The organism is Trichocoleus sp. FACHB-46, assembly GCF_014695385.1.
Lineage (GTDB): Bacteria > Cyanobacteriota > Cyanobacteriia > FACHB-46 > FACHB-46 > Trichocoleus.
The window spans coordinates 90,948-110,076 of the sequence record NZ_JACJOD010000007.1 but is presented as its reverse complement, the minus strand read 5'-3'; the positions used below and the strand labels follow the sequence as shown (position 1 = coordinate 110,076).

Below are 19,129 nucleotides of genomic sequence, written 5' to 3'. Positions count from 1 at the left end.
CGCGATCGCGCTTGACTAGCGTGCGTTACTTAGGCCAGAGATTGCGCCACCAAGGAGCGGTTTGGCTAGAAATTGCAGGCAACTTCTGACGGATATCCTGGATATTCCAACCCGTTAGTTTAGCTAGGGTTTGAGCTTCTTGTTCAAAGCGGGCAGGTAAAGCTCTCTTATACTGTCGTCCAGCCGCGCAGTTCGTCTCAGCTGTAAAGGCATGGCGCAAAACATAGCGCCCTTGGAAGGACTGTCGATTCGAGGTTTCCTGGAACATTAGATCCTCAGGAAACTTGTCACGGGTATACCGGACATGAATCCGGGTCAGAAAAACATTGGAGGAGGTGTTGTCGTTGAGCCAAAAAACACCCGCCTGACGCAGTTCCTCAGGGTTGAGAGGTTCAGCTGAGCAAGGGTCGCAGTTGCCCATATCCCAGGCATATTCCAAAAAAGCTACCTTTTTACCTTCACGAGTGTAGGCAGTCTGGAACATAGATTTGTAGAAGTCGCCAAACTCGTTTTTGACAAAAACTGGAATTTCAGCATCTGAGGGCACCTGCACGGTTCGGTAGTTAGTGACTTCAGCTTGGCCTTGAGGAGACAACAGGTAAACGATTAAGTCTTGCTCGGTGGCAGCATTAATCATGCCCAAACGGATCGGCAGCATGAACTTGGGTGATTCGTAAGCCATCTGAATCGGACGGAGAAATTGATAGCCCGCTTTTTCAAATTCCGCTAGATTCACCTTGGCGACGAAAAACTTTAGGTTTTGGCGGATGTAGGGTTGCAGAAGTTGCTTCGCTCCTCTAGGAATGCGGTAACCACTGCGGTTCAACCAAGTTTCTAAACCACTGGATTCCTTGGCGCTCAGAATCACAATGTCATACTCACCCACCGTGAATTGAGCTTCAACTTTGACTCCCAGGGCATTGTCGCTCGCAGCTTCCGTAGGCGCACCAGCCATCGCTGCAGACGGAGCCATCACCCTCCCATTAAAAGTTTGAGTTTCACAAGGATTGGAGTCGAAATATTCCACCAGACGAGGGGCACTAAAGGCATCCAGCCGTTCTAGCACTTTAGGATCGCCGACATGAACTTGCTCCTGCTTTAGCACCACTGGCACAGGCACCACGATCGCAAAATCTTTGACATCACCCTGGAAGTCATTGGCCATCGTCAGGACAGTGCGTTCTCCATCTCTGGCGATCGCAACCTGAGAAGCTTTGTTATAGAGTTTGGTGTCTGCTTTAGCGACGTAGAAGCCACAAAAAGCCCAGGCATTGGGTACATACCCAATTAAAATAACCAGCGCCAAAAGCAAGCCCAACAATATCCGTAACGGCTTCATCATAATTTTCTCCAGGTGCATGAATAAGAAGGCTGAGGAATGTTGCTCCTATACTTCAACGGCAGTGGGACTGAGAGGCTCACCAGATTCAGGAGCAGGCCGAGACCAAGTAAAGCGAGGCGCGGACCAGATCAGGTCTATTAGCAAGGTGAGTGGAGACAGCGCAAATAAGGCCCAAAACACAGCAGTCGGGATGAAGAACTGATTGCGGAGCATAAACGTGACAGCGGCAATGGCGACAGACCAAACCAATCGCCCGATCCGAGCATTGGGAATGGAGCGAGGGTCAGTAATCATAAACAAGGCAAACAGCAGTAGAGACCCACTCATTAATCGGTGCCAGTAGACATCCCAAGTCCAACCCAGCCAGAAATTGCGATAGGCTTCTAGGCCAGCGTAGGTGGCTAGAAAGGCGGCTGAAGTATCCCAACGCCCGACGCGCTGTAGCACCAGACCCCCAGCCCCCAGAAAGAGCAGCCCGTACCACCACTCATCGCCCCATTGTCCCGGAGAAACCCAGGCATCTTGAGTGAGCATTAGCACAGCAATAATGCCGAAGTTAGCCGGATTAAAAAAATGCTTGCCTTGTACTTGAAACATAAACTTACTGAGAACCGCTAAGCTGCTGGCTAAAGCCATTGTGCTGGCATGATCCGCTCTGAGCAGCAAACACAGCCCTAAAGACGTGATCAGGGCACTCCGTAGCGATCGCCCCTGCTTCTTAACTGGAGTCGAAGAAGTAGAAATTTCTGTCTGAGTGGTTTGTGAAGTGAGCGATCGCTGTGAGTTCCGGCGCTGCCACCATTCCTGTAAAGCAGACATAACCCATTGAGTCGTGAGGCAAGTCGCGATCGTCACGACAATGAATTCGGGTCGAACCGTCCAGTCTCTCGTGCCTAAGCCCAGGATGAGAAACAGTGAGAGAAACAAAATCTGATAATCACGCGCGTCCTGTAGCAGCATGGCTAGAGCACAGGAGAGGGTCGTCCCCAATCTAGACGAGCCTACTCTTAAACGGTTCTGCTGTTACAGAAATTGTTACAAGCCCTCTCCGTACTTTTGCCAGAGTAGCCAATCACAGTCGATAGTGACGATACACATCACTAGCAGCACGATGTAAAAGTGAGTGACGATACACTAAAGCCTGCAAATCATCCGCATAGCCACCCCCGATCACGCAAGCAACTGGGTAGCCTGCTGCTACACAGGTACTCAAGACCTGCATTTCTCGCCGGAATAAACCTGTATCGGTGAGCGCCAATTTACCCAAGCGATCGCCTAAATGTGGATCAACTCCTGCATCGTAGAGGACTAGATCTGGACGTACCTCAGTGAGTAAATCGGGTAAGTAGGCGGCTAGGGTTTGTAGATAAGCATCGTCTTCCATGCCTACAGGTAAAGGCACATCCAAATCACTTTGTTGCTTAGTACCTGGAAAGTTAACTTCACAGTGCATTGAGAACGTGAAGACACTCGGATCATCCTGGAAGATCAGGGCCGTACCATCGCCTTGATGTACATCTAGGTCAACAATCAGAACTTTCTCCAGTAAGCCCAACTTTTGTAGAGCACGAGCCGCGATCGCCAAATCGTTGAAAATACAAAATCCAGAGCCATAACTAGGAAAGGCATGGTGAGTTCCGCCTGCCGTATTACAAGCAAGCCCTTGCTGTAGAGCTAGCTGTGCCGTGAGAATCGTGCCTCCAACCGCAGTACAGGTGCGATCGACCAAAGCTGGACTCCAGGGCAATCCAATGCGGCGCTGGGCCTTAGGGTCGAGGGTGCCCTCACAATAAGCTTGCACATAATCCCTTGTATGGACGAGTTCTAGAACTGTTTGGGCAGGCCGCTTAGGGGTAAGAAACTGCTCTAGATGCGCCACCCCATCCGCTAGTAGCATCTCGTACAACAGTTTAAACTTCGCCATCGGGAACCGATGTCCTGCTGGCAGAGGCGCAACATAAACTGGGTTATAAACCAAGGGTAAGTCCATCGACTTTCTTACACTGGATACAGAATCCTCAACAGCGATTTCTCTAGAAATTGCTTCACCCCTTCAGCGAGGCTGATCATGGAACTAAGAAGCATTTGGCAATATGGCAGCAATAGTTCTGAAAACAGTAATCACTTTGCCACAATTAGCCAATGGTGGCACAACCTCAACGGCAAAGAGATTCTGTGGCAACAACGGTTGATGCCTACAACTGCGGAGGCCACCAACCTCAACTGGGAACCCCAGCGTTTTGATGAAAAGTTTTTAGTAGTAAACCCTACTATTCGTGGCATCACCCTCTACTGGCAGAAGCCTGATTCATCGCAAGAGCGCAGCACCACAGTCCACAAACTGGAACTAGACCAACTGCATCAGCAACTATACATTTTCCCGCAGTCACAAAAGGAAGTGGTGATTCGGGTAGAGTTGCCGCAGGTTGCGCTCCAGACAGTGGTCATGAAAAATCCCCAGTGGCAAGTTGCTCCCAACGGAGATAACTACTTACTGACACTGCGAGACGATCGCCAGAAAGTCGTAGTGCAAGCCACCTTTGACTCAACTCAAATGAGCCAACTCAAACAACAATTGCCTTAGAAACTGCCCAAGTACAACACAACTACCGAAGCAAGACTAGGGCTTCCCAGCCTTTGCCTCGGTAGCTTTTTAGTTGTGACCGGTGAGCCGTCAACTGCACCTGTCGTTAATCATGAAACACGATGACTGTGAGATGGAAGTTCTGCTGTACGCAGCTTTAGTTAGTCGCTTGGGCTGCCAACAGTTGCTTTAACTTTTCTAGGTCTTGAGCCCAACGTGGGTCAGGCTGAACCGCATCGCTATCAGTAGAAGTGCTAGCTGCAACTCGTCGAGACTTATTGTTATTGTTGCTATTGCCCTTGCTACGACGGCTACCTGTAGAAGGAGCACTGGGGCTAGGACTGCTGCTGACGCCCTCTGCACCCTCTGCACCCTGTTCTTCCTTACCTTTGGCGCGAGGCAACGCTTTCTCAATTTTTAGAGCGCAGTCTTTGAGCACAAAGCCGTTGTATTTTTCAATAATTTCATCGGCTTGCTCATCGGTTTTGACAGTCACAAAACCAAAACCTCGACATTTGCCTGTTTTGCGGTCAGTGATAACCTTGGTAGAGACAGAATCACCAGCTTCTGCAAATACTGCTGCTAGCTCTTGGCGCTCCACTTCTTTGGGTAAATTGCCCACATATAGACGAATAGACATGAAAGATACCTCCAGACATCGGTTCAGATAAACTTGCTTGAAAGCATTAACCTCACGCAGTTAGCGAGAGATTGCCTTGATAGACGACTCTACGAATAGCTACGCCTTGTACTCTCCTCGCTAACATCGAAAACACAGCTCCTCGCCTCAAAAAAGCTGTCCAGTACCCTTCATCCAATGCTTTACACTCCAGAAAAGAGCAAGTTGAACTTCATCATGGTTGTAGGTTTTTAATGATCACTGGAGGCTTATGTTCGAGCGTTTTCTGTTTAAACTGCTTTTCCAGGATTTCTATGCCATTCATTAAGGTATCACGGCCTTAGATACGCAGCTAGGTAAAATCATAAGTTTCAGACTTGAGCCAGATCTTTATCAGTAGATTGGCGAAACAAGCTTTGAATATACCAATAGATTGACGTAACACGCAGGTATATTTCTAGACTGTTTCAATAAAAACCAGCCGATGGCTACGGCTGGTCGAGCTTGCTGTGTTGGGAGGAAGAAAACCTGACACCAAGACGGTTTTGCTGTAAAAACTGCCATTGTTAAAGGCTGAGCCACGTCTTCGGTAAATCGGATCTCTCTGTAAAGAAAAGTAACATAAACTTCCAAATTAGTGCAACTTTTCTTTACACAAGATTTGATAGTGGCAAAAAAATCAATAAGTAGATATTACTAATATCCTCCAATAAATAACAGGATATAAGTGCCAACGCAGGCTGCTACCCCAGCTAGCAAGGTAGACCAAATCGGATGGCGACTAATGCTAATTTTGCCGCTCGAAGTTCGTAAGGTTTCTAAATCGATCCAGGAAGTAGCGCCCCGATGGAACCAACCTTTAGCAGTTACGGCTTGGTGGACTAAGTCACGGGGTTGGGGCGATCGCGCCCAAAATGCTCCCAACGGCCCCACGGCTGAAGTGTGATGCAGCGGTAATAAACCCGTGTCGGTTTGGAGAATCAAGCTTTGGCTTAGCCAATTAGCCAGCCCTGTGCGCCCCAGTACTTTGCCTTGGAGTTGTACAGGTTTGCTGTCGATAGGGAGAAGTGCAGAATTAGCTACCAATGTTGGGAGTGGAGATGTGGCTCGGAGCGTCACTGGAGTGATGTCTGGAAAGAACGGATTGATCCGAACAAAAATCCCTAAGCTCAGACCCAAAGGTAAACAACCGATGAGGACAGCCCAGTCACCCACCAACCAAAACAAATTCCACAACCCTAAGAACTCACCGATCGCAGCGATTAACCAAATCCCTAATCCGATCGCAACGCCTAACCCCAAGCCCCAGAAGGGAGCGCCTTGGAGGGCTAGGCGTTGTCCATAGCGAGTTAACCACTGCTGCCAGGTGAGTTTGGGCGTGGGTGCTTGAGCGGAATTAGCAAAGTTTAGCTCAGAGTCGAGTCGCCAGTGACGGGCGTAAGAACTCAGGAGTTGCAGGCGATTGCCTAATAAAGAATGAGATTGGTTGAGATTGAGCCAATGGCGGTGAGGGTTGGTGCGGTCCCATTCCAAAAGTGCCTCAAATGAGACGGCTGGATAGAAGCTACCGACGGTTAGCGCTGTTTTGTAATCGAGCGGTGCTAGGAAGTTGAAGCCTTCGAGGACATAGCTGGTTTGTTGCTGCTGTTGTACGTCTTGAGCTACCCCGATCGCGGTTTTGAGTAAGGCTCTGGTAAGGCCGTTCGGGTTGCCCGTAAATTCAGCAGCTAAGCGATCGCTGTAGTAGAGCCGCTGACGAGACAGCCACAACAGCGGCCAGCGGAGCAGCCAATAGACGCCATAGTTGAGACTGGAAAAGGCAGCAATGATGTAGACCAGTACCGTGAAGAGGTAAAACAAGGCCGTATTTTGTCGCTGCGCTTGCTTTCTACGAGCTTCCAAGCGATCGCCCCAAGTGGCTACCTGCCAATACAGCGTGTAGGGAACTTGCAGCAGCAGCACTGCTAGGGACATCACCGCAAAATCCCAGTGAGCAATGTGAGCAATTTCCCCAGCATAGAGGGCCGCAATTTCGTCATCTGCCAGTTGTTCTAGCAGTCCTTGGCTGACGGCAATGCGGGCGAAGCGAGGTAGGGAGCCGTAGGTGAGGGCGATTGGTGCAGCGGTGGGTAAAAGCCGTAAGGCAGGAGTGGGAATCTGCTTCTGCCGAGGCAGACGATTGAGAACTTTAGTGGCTTCTGGGCTATAGGTCGCTAAAGTCGCGGTTGATAGGGGTTTCAAGCCGTACAAAAACTTGAGTAGCGCATCCATCAGCCAAGGCAGCGAGGCTAACATCAGCCCTACCACAACAATAAAAATGACCGTTGGATTGCGGTAGAGCAGTTGAATCGGCTGGACAAAAGGAAGCTTGACCAACAGCCAGTTGGTAGCTCGCATAGAGAACCGTAGGACAAACAAGGCGAAAGCCAAAAAAGCGATCGCGCTACCTGCTTGCAAGAGCCCAAGGCGAGTAAGTTTGAGCTTGCTAAGCGGTTGCCACTTTTGTGCTCGACCTGCTTGCTTCCACTCGTGCGGTTCCGTTGCCGCTGTTGATGCTGCTAAAACTGGGTTTGTACTCTCAAATAGAACTTCCTGCGCAACTCCCGTGGGTGGCGTAGAGGTGTCGTCAGGAGCCGGCTGAGGCGATCGCGGTTGACTACCTGAAGTGGTTTGAGGACGCAGTTTGCTAGTTCGAGAACTTTTGCGAATGGAGATGGCATCAAGCGGGACAAATCCAGCTCCGCTAGCATCAGAGATTGTAGATGGAGCCTCGGATGCTGCTGATGTAGCGGGTTGCAACTCGGTAGATGCCACCAGTTGAGGATAGCGTTGGATGAAGCTAGCTAAAGTTTTGTCGGCCCAAGCTTTCGCCTGAGGGTTAGGTGTTTGGGTAAGGGTTTGGCAAAGGGCGATCGCTTGCTCCGTCAGCCCTTGACGCTTATAGGCGGTGACTAACCCAATCTGGGCTTGCAAGCTAGTTGGGGTATTGGGTGTAGGTATTGCAACCTGATTTGGAGAAAAGTTGGCACAGCGCTCTAGCAGCGAGATGGCGGTGGGGTAATCTCCCTGCTTCAGGGCAGTTAAGCCTGCTTTCAGCGTCGCGTTGGTAGATGGTTGGTGAGATGCAGAAGGGTCGGAACTAGACATACAGATGCTGCTGCCATAATCCGCTCCAACATAGCATCAAGTGGAGATAGGTTCTTGCCCAGAAACTACGGGAGCGATCGTGCTTAATTTTAACTCCGGGTGCTCTCCTTCTACTTGCTGGCAGTTCCACTCATTGCGGAAGAGCAGCACAGGACGGCCCCAAGAATCTTTCACCGTGACGGTATTAAACAAGCGCCCCACTTTTTGCAAAGCGTCCCAGCCTCCTGTCACCCAACGAGCCACGCTGTAAGGTAGCAGTTCGATTTGGGTTTCCACGTTGTATTCGTTTTGCAACCGGAACTGTACTACTTCAAATTGCAGTTGCCCGACTGCCGCCAAGATCGGGTCTCGCTTGGCTTCATCTGCCGAGAACATGATCTGAACCGCCCCTTCTTCCCGTAGCTCCGACACACCTTTGTGGAACTGCTTAAACTTGGAGGGGTTGGGGTTTTTGAGGTAAGCAAATAGTTCTGGTGAGAAACAAGGGATGCCTTCGTACTCTAGCTTCTGGCCCAGATAAATCGTGTCTCCAATCGCAAACGCTCCAGGGTTGTTGAGACCGATCACGTCACCAGGGTAAGCCGCCTCGATCGATTCGCGTTCTTGAGCAAACAGCTTTTGCGGGCGAGACAAGCGCACCGTTTTACCCGAACGAGCATGGTTCACGGTCATATCTTTTTCAAACTTACCGGAGCACACCCGCACAAAGGCAATGCGATCGCGGTGTCTGGGGTCCATGTTGGCTTGCAACTTGAAGACAAAACCCGAAAACTCTGGATAGGTAGGCTCTACCTCACCCACCGTACTGTGATGAGGTCCAGGCTTGAGGGCGTAGTCCAAGAAAGCATTCAAGAACGGCTCCACCCCAAAGTTGGTCATGGCGCTGCCAAAGAATACGGGCGTCATTTTGCCTCGGTGTACCTGCGCCAGGTCTAGCTCTGGACCTACCCCCTCAATCACTTCCAAATCTTCTTTGAGTTGGTAGTAGAGTTCTTGCTCCAGCAAGTCTTCGATCCGAGGGTCGCCCAAATCGACGGTTGTAACTGTGGCTTCGCGGCTACCGTGAGCACTGCGCTCGAATAGGTGAATTTTTTGCTCTCGTCGGTCAAACACGCCTCTAAAGCGATCGCCCATCCCAATCGGCCAGTTTACCGCGTAGGTTTGTAAGCCTAGTTCTTGCTCAATTTCATCCAGCAGTTCTAGCGGTTCACGCCCTGGACGATCGAGCTTGTTGATAAAGGTAAAAATAGGCAGCGATCGCAGCTTGCACACTTCAAACAGCTTGCGAGTCTGCGGTTCCAAACCTTTAGCTGCATCGACTAGCATCACCGCATTGTCAGCGGCGGCTAAGGTGCGGTAGGTGTCTTCACTAAAGTCTTGGTGTCCCGGCGTGTCCAGAAGGTTGATATGACAGTCTTTATAAGCAAACTGCAAAACCGTCGAGGTGATCGAAATCCCCCGCTGTTGCTCCATTTCCATCCAGTCTGAGGTTGCTTTGCGCTGAGCACGTCGGGCCTTGACCGCTCCCGCCTCGTGAATTGCGCCTCCGTACAGCAATAGCTTTTCGGTCAGAGTGGTTTTGCCCGCGTCTGGGTGAGAGATAATCGCAAAATTGCGACGACGTTCAATCTCTGTCTCCAACTCAACTTGAAGCGATTTGTCTTGAACCGATTGGTCAAGGGCAAGGGAATCAGTGGACATGCCGGAACCTGACTGGGTAAATCTGTAAAGCAACTTATCAACGCTAAATCGCTAAATTCAACGTTGCCTTTAAACTTGATGATAGCGACAAAAGCTGCGCCTGCGGAAATCCTCCTCAGGTAGAGGATGAGGAGATACCTACCGGAGAGCATCGGATTTCCCTATCTATGTCATACTTTCAGGCAAAGATTAGCTAGATATGATTAAGGCAATTGCCCTGATTGCAATCGCAAACACCTTAACTCCGTGATGGAGAGAAACTGGAATGTACGACACGGATAAGCGGAAATTATTATCGGCAGTAGCGCATGGTTCGATCTTTTTTAGCGCTGCCTTGGTATCTATTGGTGTGCCGATCGCGATTTTGTTTGTTTCTGATGACCCCGTGGTGAAGGAAAACGCCAAGGAAGCCATTAACTTTCACCTTAATATTTGGGTCTGGGGCGCCATTATTGGAGTCCTGTCCTGGATCTTGATTGGTCTTCTGTTGGTGCCTTTCTACTTCCTGGCTCATTGGGGCTTGGCGATTTGGGCGATCGTGACTTCCCTAAGCGATACTGACCACGCATTCCGTTATCCCTTCATTTTCCGATTGGTCTAGGGCGCTCTGGCGATTCCTAAGGATTTGGGAGAGGTGCGCTCTCAAATTTTTTGGTTGAAATAAATCGTTGGTGAAATTTCCTGACTCCATCCACTTCTCCCTGTCAAAGGTAAGGGAAGGTGTGATGGAGTTACTTTATGAGCGATCTTTGTCTGCTGGTAGCCGATGTTTTAGTGAAGAGTCAGTTAGCTAAGACCGCAGCACCAGAAATACCTCAGATTAGCTACTTATTCGCAGCAGACAATTTAACCAAAGCTCAAACGGTTGCTTTAGCTTCACCCCAGGTTACCACCGGAGTTGAATTTGGTGCTCCAGAATTTAGCCAACCCGGATGTCAGCCTCAGCTCACCGCTCAGATAGGGGCAGCTCAGGTGGAGGCGATCGCGCCCAGCCCACAACTTGCTACAGAAATTCACGCTCAAGAAGACAACCTGATCGCGTCGATTCTAGATGATCAGCGTGGTAGTCAGCAGGTTTCTAAAGTTAGTCCTGCTTTGATTCCTAACTTTAGCGATATACCACAAGCTCAGGCTTTGGCTCCGCGATCGGGTAACCAGCTCTATCGCCAAAGACTAGAAGCTCTAAGAGCAGGTACTCTTTACACCCGGATTGCTAGCAATAGTTTTTACTCAGCTTGGTCTCAAGCCACAACGAAGCCCAGCTACAGCCAATGGAAACAACTACTAGAGCTAGAAGCCAGAGCGGTAGCACGAGGCCAAGGAGACAATCGCCTCTCGGTCGTCGTGGGAGACTCGCTTAGCCTCTGGTTCCCGACCCAACGCCTACCTGAGGGGCAATTGTGGCTGAATCAAGGAATTTCGGGCGACACCACAAGTGGCATTCTCCAGCGGCTTTCAGCCTTTACTCAGACGCGGCCTGACACTATTTACGTCATGGCTGGCATCAACGATCTGCGTCGGGGTCATAGCGACCAACGGATTTTAAGTAATTTGCGCCAAATTATGCGACAGCTTCATCAGAAGCATCCTGGCGCTGAGGTTGTTGTGCAGTCAATTTTGCCGACTCGCTATGCTGCGATTCCCAGTAGTCGGATTCGCGGCTTGAATCAACGCATTGCCGCGATCGCCCAACAAGAAAAAGTAAGTTTTCTAGATCTGTACCCCTACTTCACTGACACGCAAGACACCTTGAATCGAGCCTTGACCACTGATGGCTTACACCTGAATCCGCGTGGTTATCAAGTTTGGCAAGTCGCCCTCCAGCAAACAGAATCTCAAATCAAAATCGCTCGTTATCAACGTCTCACGGCTACAGCTGCTTCTAACTCTGCTGTCAGATAACCTAGCGCTGTATCCCTGCCCTAGCTTAGTACCTGCCTGGACGCAAGCCCAAATCCCACTCGATGTTACAAGCAGCGCAGTAATAGTGAACTTCGGATTTTGGCGCTGAAGCTCTAGGAAGCTTGCGCTTACAAGTAGGGCAGCGATAGTAAATCACAGGAACCAGAATGAAATCCGCGATCGCCAAGCCGACAATTACAGCTACATTCAGCACGGTTGGGTAGGCAGGGGATTTGTCCCCACCACCAATTGCCCAGACTACAGTTCCCCCTATGAATAGGGCAAATAAAAATATGGCGATGAAAGTTCTGACCAGCAAACTTTGATCAAGTTGAACTCTTCTACGCATAACAGGGTAAGACTACAGGGGCAACTACTTCTAAATCTTCGGTCTTATGGTCTTCCATCCTGTTATATCTGCTGCGTGGCTTCAGGAGCATCTCAACGATCCGCAAGTGGTAGTAGTGGATTGTCGCTTTGCCTTGATGCAGCCTGAGTTGGGGCAGCAGCAGTATCAAACCAGCCATATTCTAGGCGCTTATTATTTAGATCTCAATCGCGACTTATCAAGCCCAGTAGGTCAACATGGCGGACGGCATCCATTACCAGATCCAGAAGGGTTTGGCGCTAAGTTACGAGCGATCGGAGTTAATTCTGAGAGTTCTTCTGGGCCAACTTTAGTCGTAGCTTACGATGACTCTCGCTTGGCCTTTGCCTCTCGCCTCTGGTGGCTGTTGTGCTACTTTGGCCACAGCAATGTTGCGGTACTAGATGGTGGTTTTGCAGCTTGGCAAGCGGCAGGGTATTCCGTCACCGCAGAGGTGCCAACTCCCCAAGCAGGGAACTTTACCCCGCAACTCCAGCCTGAGCAAGTGGTTGATATTAACGTCGTCAAAGCCCGCAAAGATTTACCGAATGTAGCTTTGGTGGATTCCCGCGAAGGCGATCGCTACCGAGGGGAACGCGAACCGATTGACCCGGTGGCAGGTCATATTCCCGGTGCAGTGAATTACCCCTGGCAAGAAGTCACTAACGAGCAAGGCTATCTGCGACCCACAGTAGAGCAACGCGATCGCTGGACTGAAGTCGCTTCAGCTCAAGAAATTTTGGTTTACTGTGGTTCTGGCGTGACAGCCTGCGTCAATCTACTGTCCCTAGAACTGGCGGGCATTGATCAAGGCAAACTCTACGCTGGTAGTTGGAGCGATTGGTGTTCTTATTTGTAGAAGTGAGGGGTGAGGAGTGAGGAGTGAGGGAGTTAGAAGAGGGGCAGGTTGACAGATAAGCTGACGCCCAGAATAGAGCTGTCAAAATCTACATTGCGGTTAGAAGAGTTGCCGAAGCCGAAGCCTCCGAATACCGTAATGCGGCTGTTGCGAGACCAGTCATAACTTAGACGAGCCAGCAGTTGGTGATAGTTGTCTTCCCGTCCTTGCTCCGTAAAGCTCGATAGTACGTACTGATAGTCCAGCCCTGTCTGAACTTTACTAGTCGGGTTGTAATTCAGAGATGCACCCAAGGCATTGACCACTCGGCTGCGATCGCTCGGATCAGCAAAGCTATAGCGCAGTTGGTAGAAGCTATCAATGGTTACCGCGCTGCCAAGAGAATCTCGGCGGCCCAGACCCAGACGGATGGAGTTGTCATTTAGGAAGCGATCGCCGCCTCCAGCCGTAAATAACTGTTGATTGCTTAAGCCCACCTCCCCGTACATTTTGGGAGTGAGTTGTTGATAGATGGATGCCCCAACCCGTACTTCGTTGTAGTCGAAGTCATCCAAGTTGGCATATTTGATCAGATTGGCATTGATAGAGCCAATTAAATAGGTTTTAGGCCCGATCGCTGGAGTTGCCCACAGGCTCAGTCCCGTGCGAATCAAGCTGTCATTAATGGGGTCAACACTGGAAAAAATGTTGTCACTTTGGAAAAAATCAACCCGACCTTGCAAGTAAACAGTTCGCTGGGAACGAACAGCCTGCACAGGTTGTTGTCTCAGGTGCAGTGTACCGAGTTCTGGGTCAAGTTGTTGATTGCTGTTCTCTACAGACTCCTGTAGGCGCAAGTTGCCTAACTCAGGATCAGCAGCTTGTGGCTCTGCTTCAGAGTTACTTGTATTTGTTGTATCAGATGTATCAGACTCATTACCAGTAGTTTTTCCAGGCTCTTCTGGCTCTCCCGAACTTTCCTGGGCGGCATCGCCTGGTTTTTGCAACCGCAAATTACCCAGCTCTGGATCTGCTAATGTTTGCTCCAGGTGACGCTCTTGCTGCGATTGCACCTCAACCTCAGAAGGCGCGTTTAGCTGAGACAGATATCTCAGCGGCAAGTTTTGATTCGCTAAGGCTGGATTGGTCAAGGATGGCTCTACTGTCACCTCTGACCATAGGATCTCAGTTTCAACGGTTGGTAAACTGAAGCCTACATCTAAGGATACAGAATCCTGCTTTGTTCCTAGGCTATTATCAGGTTGTAAAAATTTTGGCAGCGGCAAAACAACCGGATTGGCTGTTGGCTCAACAGTAGCTTCCGGAATTGGAACAGTTGCTGCGGTAGCACAAGCTGAACTACCTGCAAGACTCAGCCATAGACCTAGGTGTTGCCAAAGTCTGAGGTGCGGATGATAAAACAAGCGTAGATAAACTTGCAAGTTGGATACCGTATATTTACTGAAAAACCAGCCGAAACTCATCGTAGAAGTAATTCTCCTTAGTTGCTAGGGTGGCACGAAATATAAATCAGGGTTTTTAGCTTAAATTTTTTGTTTTAGGGAACTACCAAACTAAGTTGATCGTCGCCTGAATGGATGCCTACCGATAAGTTGTGATTCCTAATATAGGGAATAGACGAAATCCAGCTAATTTGTTCATCTTGGTTAGTAAAGAACGGACGAAAATTTTCGTCAATAGATTCAAATCTTGGATTGTATGTATATTTCCTTAGGGGAATATACGGAAATCGGAAAACTTTCATATAAAATTTTGATGTTGCACCGCCAGGAACCGCTTATGTCTCAAAAATTAGCTCTGTTCCTTGCTCTGATGCTGTCGGGTCTAACTATTGGGAGCTTTACGCAGCCTGCGGATGCCAAAACTCCCTTGACTCGTGCTGTCATTCAGGCACTCCGGAATCGTGTGCAGTTAATGCAAAAAACCCGACCTGTTCGATCGGCACGAGTTTCTGATGCAATGGCTCCTGGCGATGCTCTAGCAACGGCGCGTGCTTCTCTAGCAGAGCTACGTTTTAATGACGGTTCTTTAGCTCGTGTGGGTGAGCAAGCCGTTTTTCGTTTCGTGCCTAATGCCCGTACATTTCAGCTCTCTAATGGCACGATGTTACTCCTCATTCCGCCTGGTCGTGGTCCTACAGGAGTAAGAACCCCCAATGCAGCGGCGGGCATTAAAGGTTCTGCTTTGTTTGTCCGCTATATTCCTGACACAGATACCACCCTGGTTGGGGCACTGACCAATAACCCGCAAGGGCCAATGGTAATTTATAACCGTGATGCTTCTCAAAGCCAAGGCTTACGAGCTGGCCAGTTGGCGGTTATAGTCAAAAACCGGATTGAGCAAGTCTACGACTTTGATCTCAATACCTTCTATGAAACCAGTGATTTAGTCAAAGGGCTGAATCTCACGCAAAAGGATGCTGCTAGTCCCTCAGATGAGGCGATCGCGGCAGTTCGAGCTGAGACAGTAGAGGCTTTGCAAGGCCAGTCCTCCTTCAAAAACGCAAACGTCATCGAAAACCCAACCTTTGTCCGTTTGCCCTCTGAGTCAGCTGATTTTCCCGTTAACAACCTCGATCGCGTCTTCAATTCTGTGGATGTACGCCGAGCTATCGACCCAGAGAAAACTCAATCCGATCAAACCATAGCCTCACCGCAACAACCTGGTTCTGGTTCTGGTAGCGTTCCACCTGTCGCTGGCACTACCCCACCTGCGACTCAACCGCCGGAGCCAGTCACCTCTACTCAAAACCCACCTCCTAGCGACAACCCCGCTATCAGTTCACCGCCTGAACCCACTCCAGTCACTTCAACTCCTCGTCCCCTAGACTCCTTAGGGCAGAGACCAAGGACGGTTGCTCCAACAGACACCAGACTGCTCACCCCTCGCCGCATAGAGCCAGCAACTCCAATTTCGCAACCTAGCACTCCTACGCCGCCCGTAGTCACCACACCCACTCCCCCTACCCCCACCCCTGCCCAAGGGTCAAATACGCCCCCTTCGCCCACGGATGAGCTGCCCGTGGTGCCTAAGCAACCTGATACCCTTCCTAACCCCAATTCTCCTGTTACTCCAGGCTCCAGCCTTCCCAGTCAAACTCAAGGAGATGATCCAGGTATTGGCCAGCCTAATGTAAATCCTCCTATTGACGCTTTACCAGACCTTTCCACTGATACTCCCCCAGGCGGCTCACCGGATGTAATCATTCCGAGTTCACCTATCTTGGTTGAACCCGGATCAGGAGTGCCAGTAGTGCCGATTGATCCGACTTTGCCAGGTAACTTCCCTGGTCAAGGAAACACCGGAGGTAACTTCCCTGGCGGAGGAAATACGGGAGGCGATTTTCCTAGCCAAGCTCCAGTAACGCCTGCTACCCCTATATCCAATCCAACCAATCCGACTGGCGGAGGCCAACCTACAGATCCAACCAATCCGACTGGCGGAGGTCAACCTACAGATCCAACCAATCCAACTGGCAATACGCCACCTAATGGCGGAACACCGGGTAGTGATTTTCCTGGTAAAGCCAATGATGGTAAATTTCCTGGTAAAGCCAATGATGGTGTCTTCCCAGGTGGTGGGGCAACCGAGGGTAAGTTTCCTGGCCGGGTTCCAATTGACAAATAAATAGACTAAGGCGATCGCCTTAGCTATCTACTGAACTATCCACGGGGTCACTGATCTCCGTGGATTCTGTTTCTCCTTCAAGAGTATTGGGCCAAGCCACTGTAGAAAATGCAGCATCTGTAAGCGACACTGGGTCTGTAGAGGCATCCACATCCATATAGGCTATATCTAGAGGGGAAAGCCCATTCGCTGCGTTAAAACTAGTTGAATGATTAGTACTTGTTAGCTTTCGGAGTGCTTCTAAAACTTCAGTGGCAGATTGGTAGCGCTGGCTGAAGTGATAACGCACGAGTTTGCTGAGTATGATTGCCAGTTCATGGCTTACCTCAGTTTTATGCTGCCACAACACTTCTTCAGTTGCTTGGTCTTTTTTGAACTGACTGGGGGGGATGCCAGTCAGAGCTTGAATGGCTGTAATACCGAGAGCATACAGATCGCTATTGCAGCGCGGAGTACCAGCATATTGTTCGCTGGGCATATATCCCTGAGTACCAATGCCAACCGTGATGCTGTCTGGCGTGTCATTTTCGGCTAGGTGAGGAATTCTCTTTACAGCTCCAAAATCAATCAGGACTAGTTTGCCATCCGTTAACCGTCTGATGATGTTGCTAGGCTTGATGTCTCGGTGGATAACGCCTTGACTGTGGACAAAGGCAAGAACTTGCAACAAGTCTTTAAGTAGGTCAATAACTTGAGCTTCGGGTAGCTGTCTACCTAAAGTCAGTTCGTGGCTTAAAGGACGACCAGGAATGAATTCTTGAACTAGGTAAAACTCTTCCTTCTCCTCAAAATAGGCCAATAGTTGAGGAATTTGATCGTGCTTGCCAAGACGCTCTAGAGTTTCGGCCTCCCCGATAAACAGCCTTTTTGCCATCTCTAAAAGATTGATGTTGTTGGTGGCTGTTTTCAGTCGCTTCACAACACACTGGGGATTGCCAGGACGTCGGGTATCTTCAGCAATGTAGGTTTCGCCGAATCCGCCTGACCCTAGAACCTTTGTGATTACATACCGACCATCAAGCTTAGTGCCTAAGATGGCGGTCTCTCGCTCTCGTAATAGATCTCCGACGTGTCCCTGTTGACTTTGGCTAATAATGGTTTGGATGAGAGGAGAATCAATATATTTTTTAAGGGTATGCCATAACTTTAGCTTCTTGAAATGCTCAAGGGTGGAGCTAGCAAACGTGTAGGAAAGCCCACTAAGAGCGATCGCGGTGATTGGTAAGGCCGTGGGCAAAATCAACCCACCGTAAGAAAAGATAAGGTAAGTAGCGCCCCCCCAGCTCAAAGGAGCGACAATGACTAATAGCCACCGAAGCCAGGGTCGCTTGGGGAAGCTCAATAAAAAACCGACGCCGATACTACCAACTAAGCAAAAAATTCCTTGTAAAGACCGATCGGGAATCCCGTCCGCGATCGCCCGACCTTCCATTAAAGTGGCGATCGCATTGGCATGAATTTCTACCCCTGGCATGGCCTGAGAATTTAGCCAGTTAGCAGAAAAGGGCGTTGGTAAAAAATCTTGTAAAATCTCAGCCGTTGACCCAATCAAGACAATCTTATTTTTGAAAGAAAAATCTTGATTTGGTTTCAAGTAATTATTCCAGTAGCTAGGGTCAAGCACATGCCAAAAAGGAATTTGCTTGAAGGTTCCTGCGGGGCCATAGAAAAAAATATGGTCTCCCTGAGAGCTGCTAGGCTTTACTTGGGCTGCCTTGAGCGTCGCCTCAGCAAAATCAGGTACGTTTTGAGGTAATCCGCTAGCAAAGTTAGGGTCTTGAGCTAAAAGCGCAGAATATTGATTGCCTAGACGATGCACCTTGCTGTCAGGCTCCAGCAGGAAATTAATTGAACCCACGGAAAGAGGATTAGTGCGGAAACGAGGATAAATGGGAGTCAACTGGGCAGTAACGCCTTGATCATTGATGATGTCTTCGTACTTAGTGGCTAGAGTGACGCGACCTGCATAGCGCTGTAAGCTCTGACGCAATCGCTCATCATCTTTGGTGCCATAACTGCTGGGCGTTGTAAACTCAATATCTAAAGCCACAGAGCGGGCTCCAGCAGCCATCAACTTGTCAATGGCTTCAGCGTAAGCGGCTCGTTTCCAAGGCCAAGTCTCTAGAGCCGCGAGCGACTTATATTGCTTTGGATCGGCTCGATAGAACTGCCCTTGAGACATTGATTCATCATCGATCGCCAAAATTACAATGTTGCTCGGTGCTGCAATGGGACCCCGCAACTCAAAAAATAGAGTTTGGGCTTGCCGCTCCATAATTTGGCCTAGCGGAATATTGGTGGCCGTCGCGATCGCTGCTGCTGCTGCCCAGACGCCTGTTAGGATGTGACCCAAGTTAGTCAGATTCAGAAACCGCTGTGCAGGCTTCGTTGACTTTACCTTTTCAGTTACTAAAGGCCGAACTGTAGTACCAATGTTTTTCTGCGCTGGCAGCAAACTTCGTTCTTTTGGCATGGGTTGTCTCAGTGATTTAGCTGGTTTCATCCAGAGACTTATGGCGTTGTCACTCGTTTGAAGTTAAGCAATTTGAGTTGGTTTGGAGATGAGTTATCAATGTTCAGGAATAGGATTTAATCGCTTTTAGATTTGCTTAACCTGGACGAGTTCTTTCTAATCAACTTAGCAAACCCTGACTAAGAGCACAGGTTATCTTTATGTAATACTGTGCCTATAGAGGAACCATCCGCCTTCTTGTTTGATGGCATTCAACGAAACTAGAGAACTCTAGTATAAGTAGTTGCGGTCAGCAGGCCGAGCCGTAAAGCTAAAAATAGAAACATATCTCAAGCTAGAACCCTAAGTCAGTTCTTGAGGTTTTCCCCAGATGCATCTTAGAGAGTAGGTCTCTATAATGATGGCAGTCTAAAGGGGCTTAGTTCCCCAAAAATCTGAAGCTTATATACAAACCCGCCTCAATGTAGATGAACTGATAACAACCTCTAGAGTTATATTCTGTACACTT

General features: G+C 49.4%; 14 protein-coding genes. 5 read left to right on the top strand and 9 right to left on the bottom strand.

Annotated features, from left to right (window positions below; translation table 11 throughout):
- Positions 1-25: 25 nt before the first annotated feature.
- The 3 genes from H6F72_RS04330 to H6F72_RS04320 form a co-directional block, all read right to left on the bottom strand.
- Positions 26-1,342 carry a DUF2330 domain-containing protein gene (locus H6F72_RS04330; RefSeq protein WP_370527440.1) on the bottom strand — a complete coding sequence of 439 codons (1,317 nt, stop codon included), beginning with the start codon at positions 1,340-1,342 and terminating at the stop codon, positions 26-28.
- 45 nt (positions 1,343-1,387) lie between these two features.
- Positions 1,388-2,302, bottom strand: a complete 915-nt coding sequence (locus tag H6F72_RS04325) for an RnfABCDGE type electron transport complex subunit D (RefSeq protein ID WP_190432187.1) — start codon at positions 2,300-2,302, stop codon at positions 1,388-1,390.
- A gap of 112 nt (positions 2,303-2,414) precedes the next feature.
- Positions 2,415-3,332: a histone deacetylase gene (locus tag H6F72_RS04320; RefSeq protein WP_190432186.1), complete on the bottom strand. Its 918-nt coding sequence runs from the start codon at positions 3,330-3,332 to the stop codon at positions 2,415-2,417.
- A gap of 78 nt (positions 3,333-3,410) precedes the next feature.
- On the opposite strand from H6F72_RS04320, the gene H6F72_RS04315 reads away from it, so the two are divergent.
- A complete protein-coding gene (locus H6F72_RS04315; RefSeq protein ID WP_190432185.1) occupies positions 3,411-3,926 on the top strand; it encodes a hypothetical protein in 516 nt (171 codons plus the stop codon).
- Positions 3,927-4,083: 157 nt separating this feature from the next.
- On the opposite strand, the gene H6F72_RS04310 is transcribed toward H6F72_RS04315, so the two are convergent.
- From H6F72_RS04310 to prfC, 3 genes are all read right to left on the bottom strand, one after another.
- Complete coding sequence (locus H6F72_RS04310) at positions 4,084-4,566, bottom strand: RNA-binding protein (RefSeq protein WP_190432184.1); 483 nt, start codon at positions 4,564-4,566, stop codon at positions 4,084-4,086.
- A 675-nt stretch (positions 4,567-5,241) separates the two neighbouring features.
- Positions 5,242-7,692, bottom strand: a complete 2,451-nt coding sequence (locus H6F72_RS04305; RefSeq protein ID WP_190432183.1) for a M48 family metalloprotease — start codon at positions 7,690-7,692, stop codon at positions 5,242-5,244.
- 36 nt (positions 7,693-7,728) lie between these two features.
- Positions 7,729-9,393, bottom strand: a complete 1,665-nt coding sequence (gene prfC, locus H6F72_RS04300; RefSeq protein ID WP_190432181.1) for a peptide chain release factor 3 — start codon at positions 9,391-9,393, stop codon at positions 7,729-7,731.
- A gap of 265 nt (positions 9,394-9,658) precedes the next feature.
- Between prfC and H6F72_RS04295 the strand changes: the two genes are divergently transcribed.
- On the top strand, positions 9,659-9,994 hold the full coding sequence (locus tag H6F72_RS04295; RefSeq protein ID WP_190432180.1) for a DUF4870 domain-containing protein: 336 nt from the start codon (positions 9,659-9,661) through the stop codon (positions 9,992-9,994).
- A gap of 137 nt (positions 9,995-10,131) precedes the next feature.
- A complete protein-coding gene (locus tag H6F72_RS04290; protein ID WP_190432179.1) occupies positions 10,132-11,295 on the top strand; it encodes an SGNH/GDSL hydrolase family protein in 1,164 nt (387 codons plus the stop codon).
- 25 nt (positions 11,296-11,320) lie between these two features.
- Here the strand turns inward: H6F72_RS04290 and H6F72_RS04285 are convergent, their stop codons facing one another.
- The gene (locus tag H6F72_RS04285) at positions 11,321-11,644 is read right to left on the bottom strand and encodes a hypothetical protein (protein ID WP_190432178.1); all 324 of its coding nucleotides are present in this window, start codon (positions 11,642-11,644) and stop codon (positions 11,321-11,323) included.
- A gap of 46 nt (positions 11,645-11,690) precedes the next feature.
- Here H6F72_RS04285 and H6F72_RS04280 point away from each other — a divergent pair, with 46 nt between their 5' ends.
- Positions 11,691-12,521, top strand: coding sequence for a sulfurtransferase (locus tag H6F72_RS04280; protein WP_190432177.1), 831 nt, complete (start codon positions 11,691-11,693; stop codon positions 12,519-12,521).
- A gap of 32 nt (positions 12,522-12,553) precedes the next feature.
- Here the strand turns inward: H6F72_RS04280 and H6F72_RS04275 are convergent, their stop codons facing one another.
- Positions 12,554-13,984 carry a hypothetical protein gene (locus H6F72_RS04275; protein WP_190432176.1) on the bottom strand — a complete coding sequence of 477 codons (1,431 nt, stop codon included), beginning with the start codon at positions 13,982-13,984 and terminating at the stop codon, positions 12,554-12,556.
- A gap of 316 nt (positions 13,985-14,300) precedes the next feature.
- Here H6F72_RS04275 and H6F72_RS04270 point away from each other — a divergent pair, with 316 nt between their 5' ends.
- On the top strand, positions 14,301-16,148 hold the full coding sequence (locus tag H6F72_RS04270; RefSeq protein ID WP_190432175.1) for a FecR domain-containing protein: 1,848 nt from the start codon (positions 14,301-14,303) through the stop codon (positions 16,146-16,148).
- A 19-nt stretch (positions 16,149-16,167) separates the two neighbouring features.
- Here the strand turns inward: H6F72_RS04270 and H6F72_RS04265 are convergent, their stop codons facing one another.
- On the bottom strand, positions 16,168-18,621 hold the full coding sequence (locus H6F72_RS04265; RefSeq protein WP_190432174.1) for a serine/threonine-protein kinase: 2,454 nt from the start codon (positions 18,619-18,621) through the stop codon (positions 16,168-16,170).
- Positions 18,622-19,129: the final 508 nt, after the last annotated feature.

Bases quoted from the DNA above. Each gene is read 5' to 3' on its own strand.
- H6F72_RS04330 (WP_370527440.1), bottom strand. From the start codon at position 1,342: ATGATGAAGCCGTTACGGATATTGTTGGGCTTGCTTTTGGCGCTGGTT.
- H6F72_RS04325 (WP_190432187.1), bottom strand. From the start codon at position 2,302: ATGCTGCTACAGGACGCGCGTGATTATCAGATTTTGTTTCTCTCACTG.
- H6F72_RS04320 (WP_190432186.1), bottom strand. From the start codon at position 3,332: ATGGACTTACCCTTGGTTTATAACCCAGTTTATGTTGCGCCTCTGCCA.
- H6F72_RS04315 (WP_190432185.1), top strand. From the start codon at position 3,411: ATGGAACTAAGAAGCATTTGGCAATATGGCAGCAATAGTTCTGAAAAC.
- H6F72_RS04310 (WP_190432184.1), bottom strand. From the start codon at position 4,566: ATGTCTATTCGTCTATATGTGGGCAATTTACCCAAAGAAGTGGAGCGC.
- H6F72_RS04305 (WP_190432183.1), bottom strand. From the start codon at position 7,692: ATGTCTAGTTCCGACCCTTCTGCATCTCACCAACCATCTACCAACGCG.
- prfC (WP_190432181.1), bottom strand. From the start codon at position 9,393: ATGTCCACTGATTCCCTTGCCCTTGACCAATCGGTTCAAGACAAATCG.
- H6F72_RS04295 (WP_190432180.1), top strand. From the start codon at position 9,659: ATGTACGACACGGATAAGCGGAAATTATTATCGGCAGTAGCGCATGGT.
- H6F72_RS04290 (WP_190432179.1), top strand. From the start codon at position 10,132: ATGAGCGATCTTTGTCTGCTGGTAGCCGATGTTTTAGTGAAGAGTCAG.
- H6F72_RS04285 (WP_190432178.1), bottom strand. From the start codon at position 11,644: ATGCGTAGAAGAGTTCAACTTGATCAAAGTTTGCTGGTCAGAACTTTC.
- H6F72_RS04280 (WP_190432177.1), top strand. From the start codon at position 11,691: ATGGTCTTCCATCCTGTTATATCTGCTGCGTGGCTTCAGGAGCATCTC.
- H6F72_RS04275 (WP_190432176.1), bottom strand. From the start codon at position 13,984: ATGAGTTTCGGCTGGTTTTTCAGTAAATATACGGTATCCAACTTGCAA.
- H6F72_RS04270 (WP_190432175.1), top strand. From the start codon at position 14,301: ATGTCTCAAAAATTAGCTCTGTTCCTTGCTCTGATGCTGTCGGGTCTA.
- H6F72_RS04265 (WP_190432174.1), bottom strand. From the start codon at position 18,621: ATGCCAAAAGAACGAAGTTTGCTGCCAGCGCAGAAAAACATTGGTACT.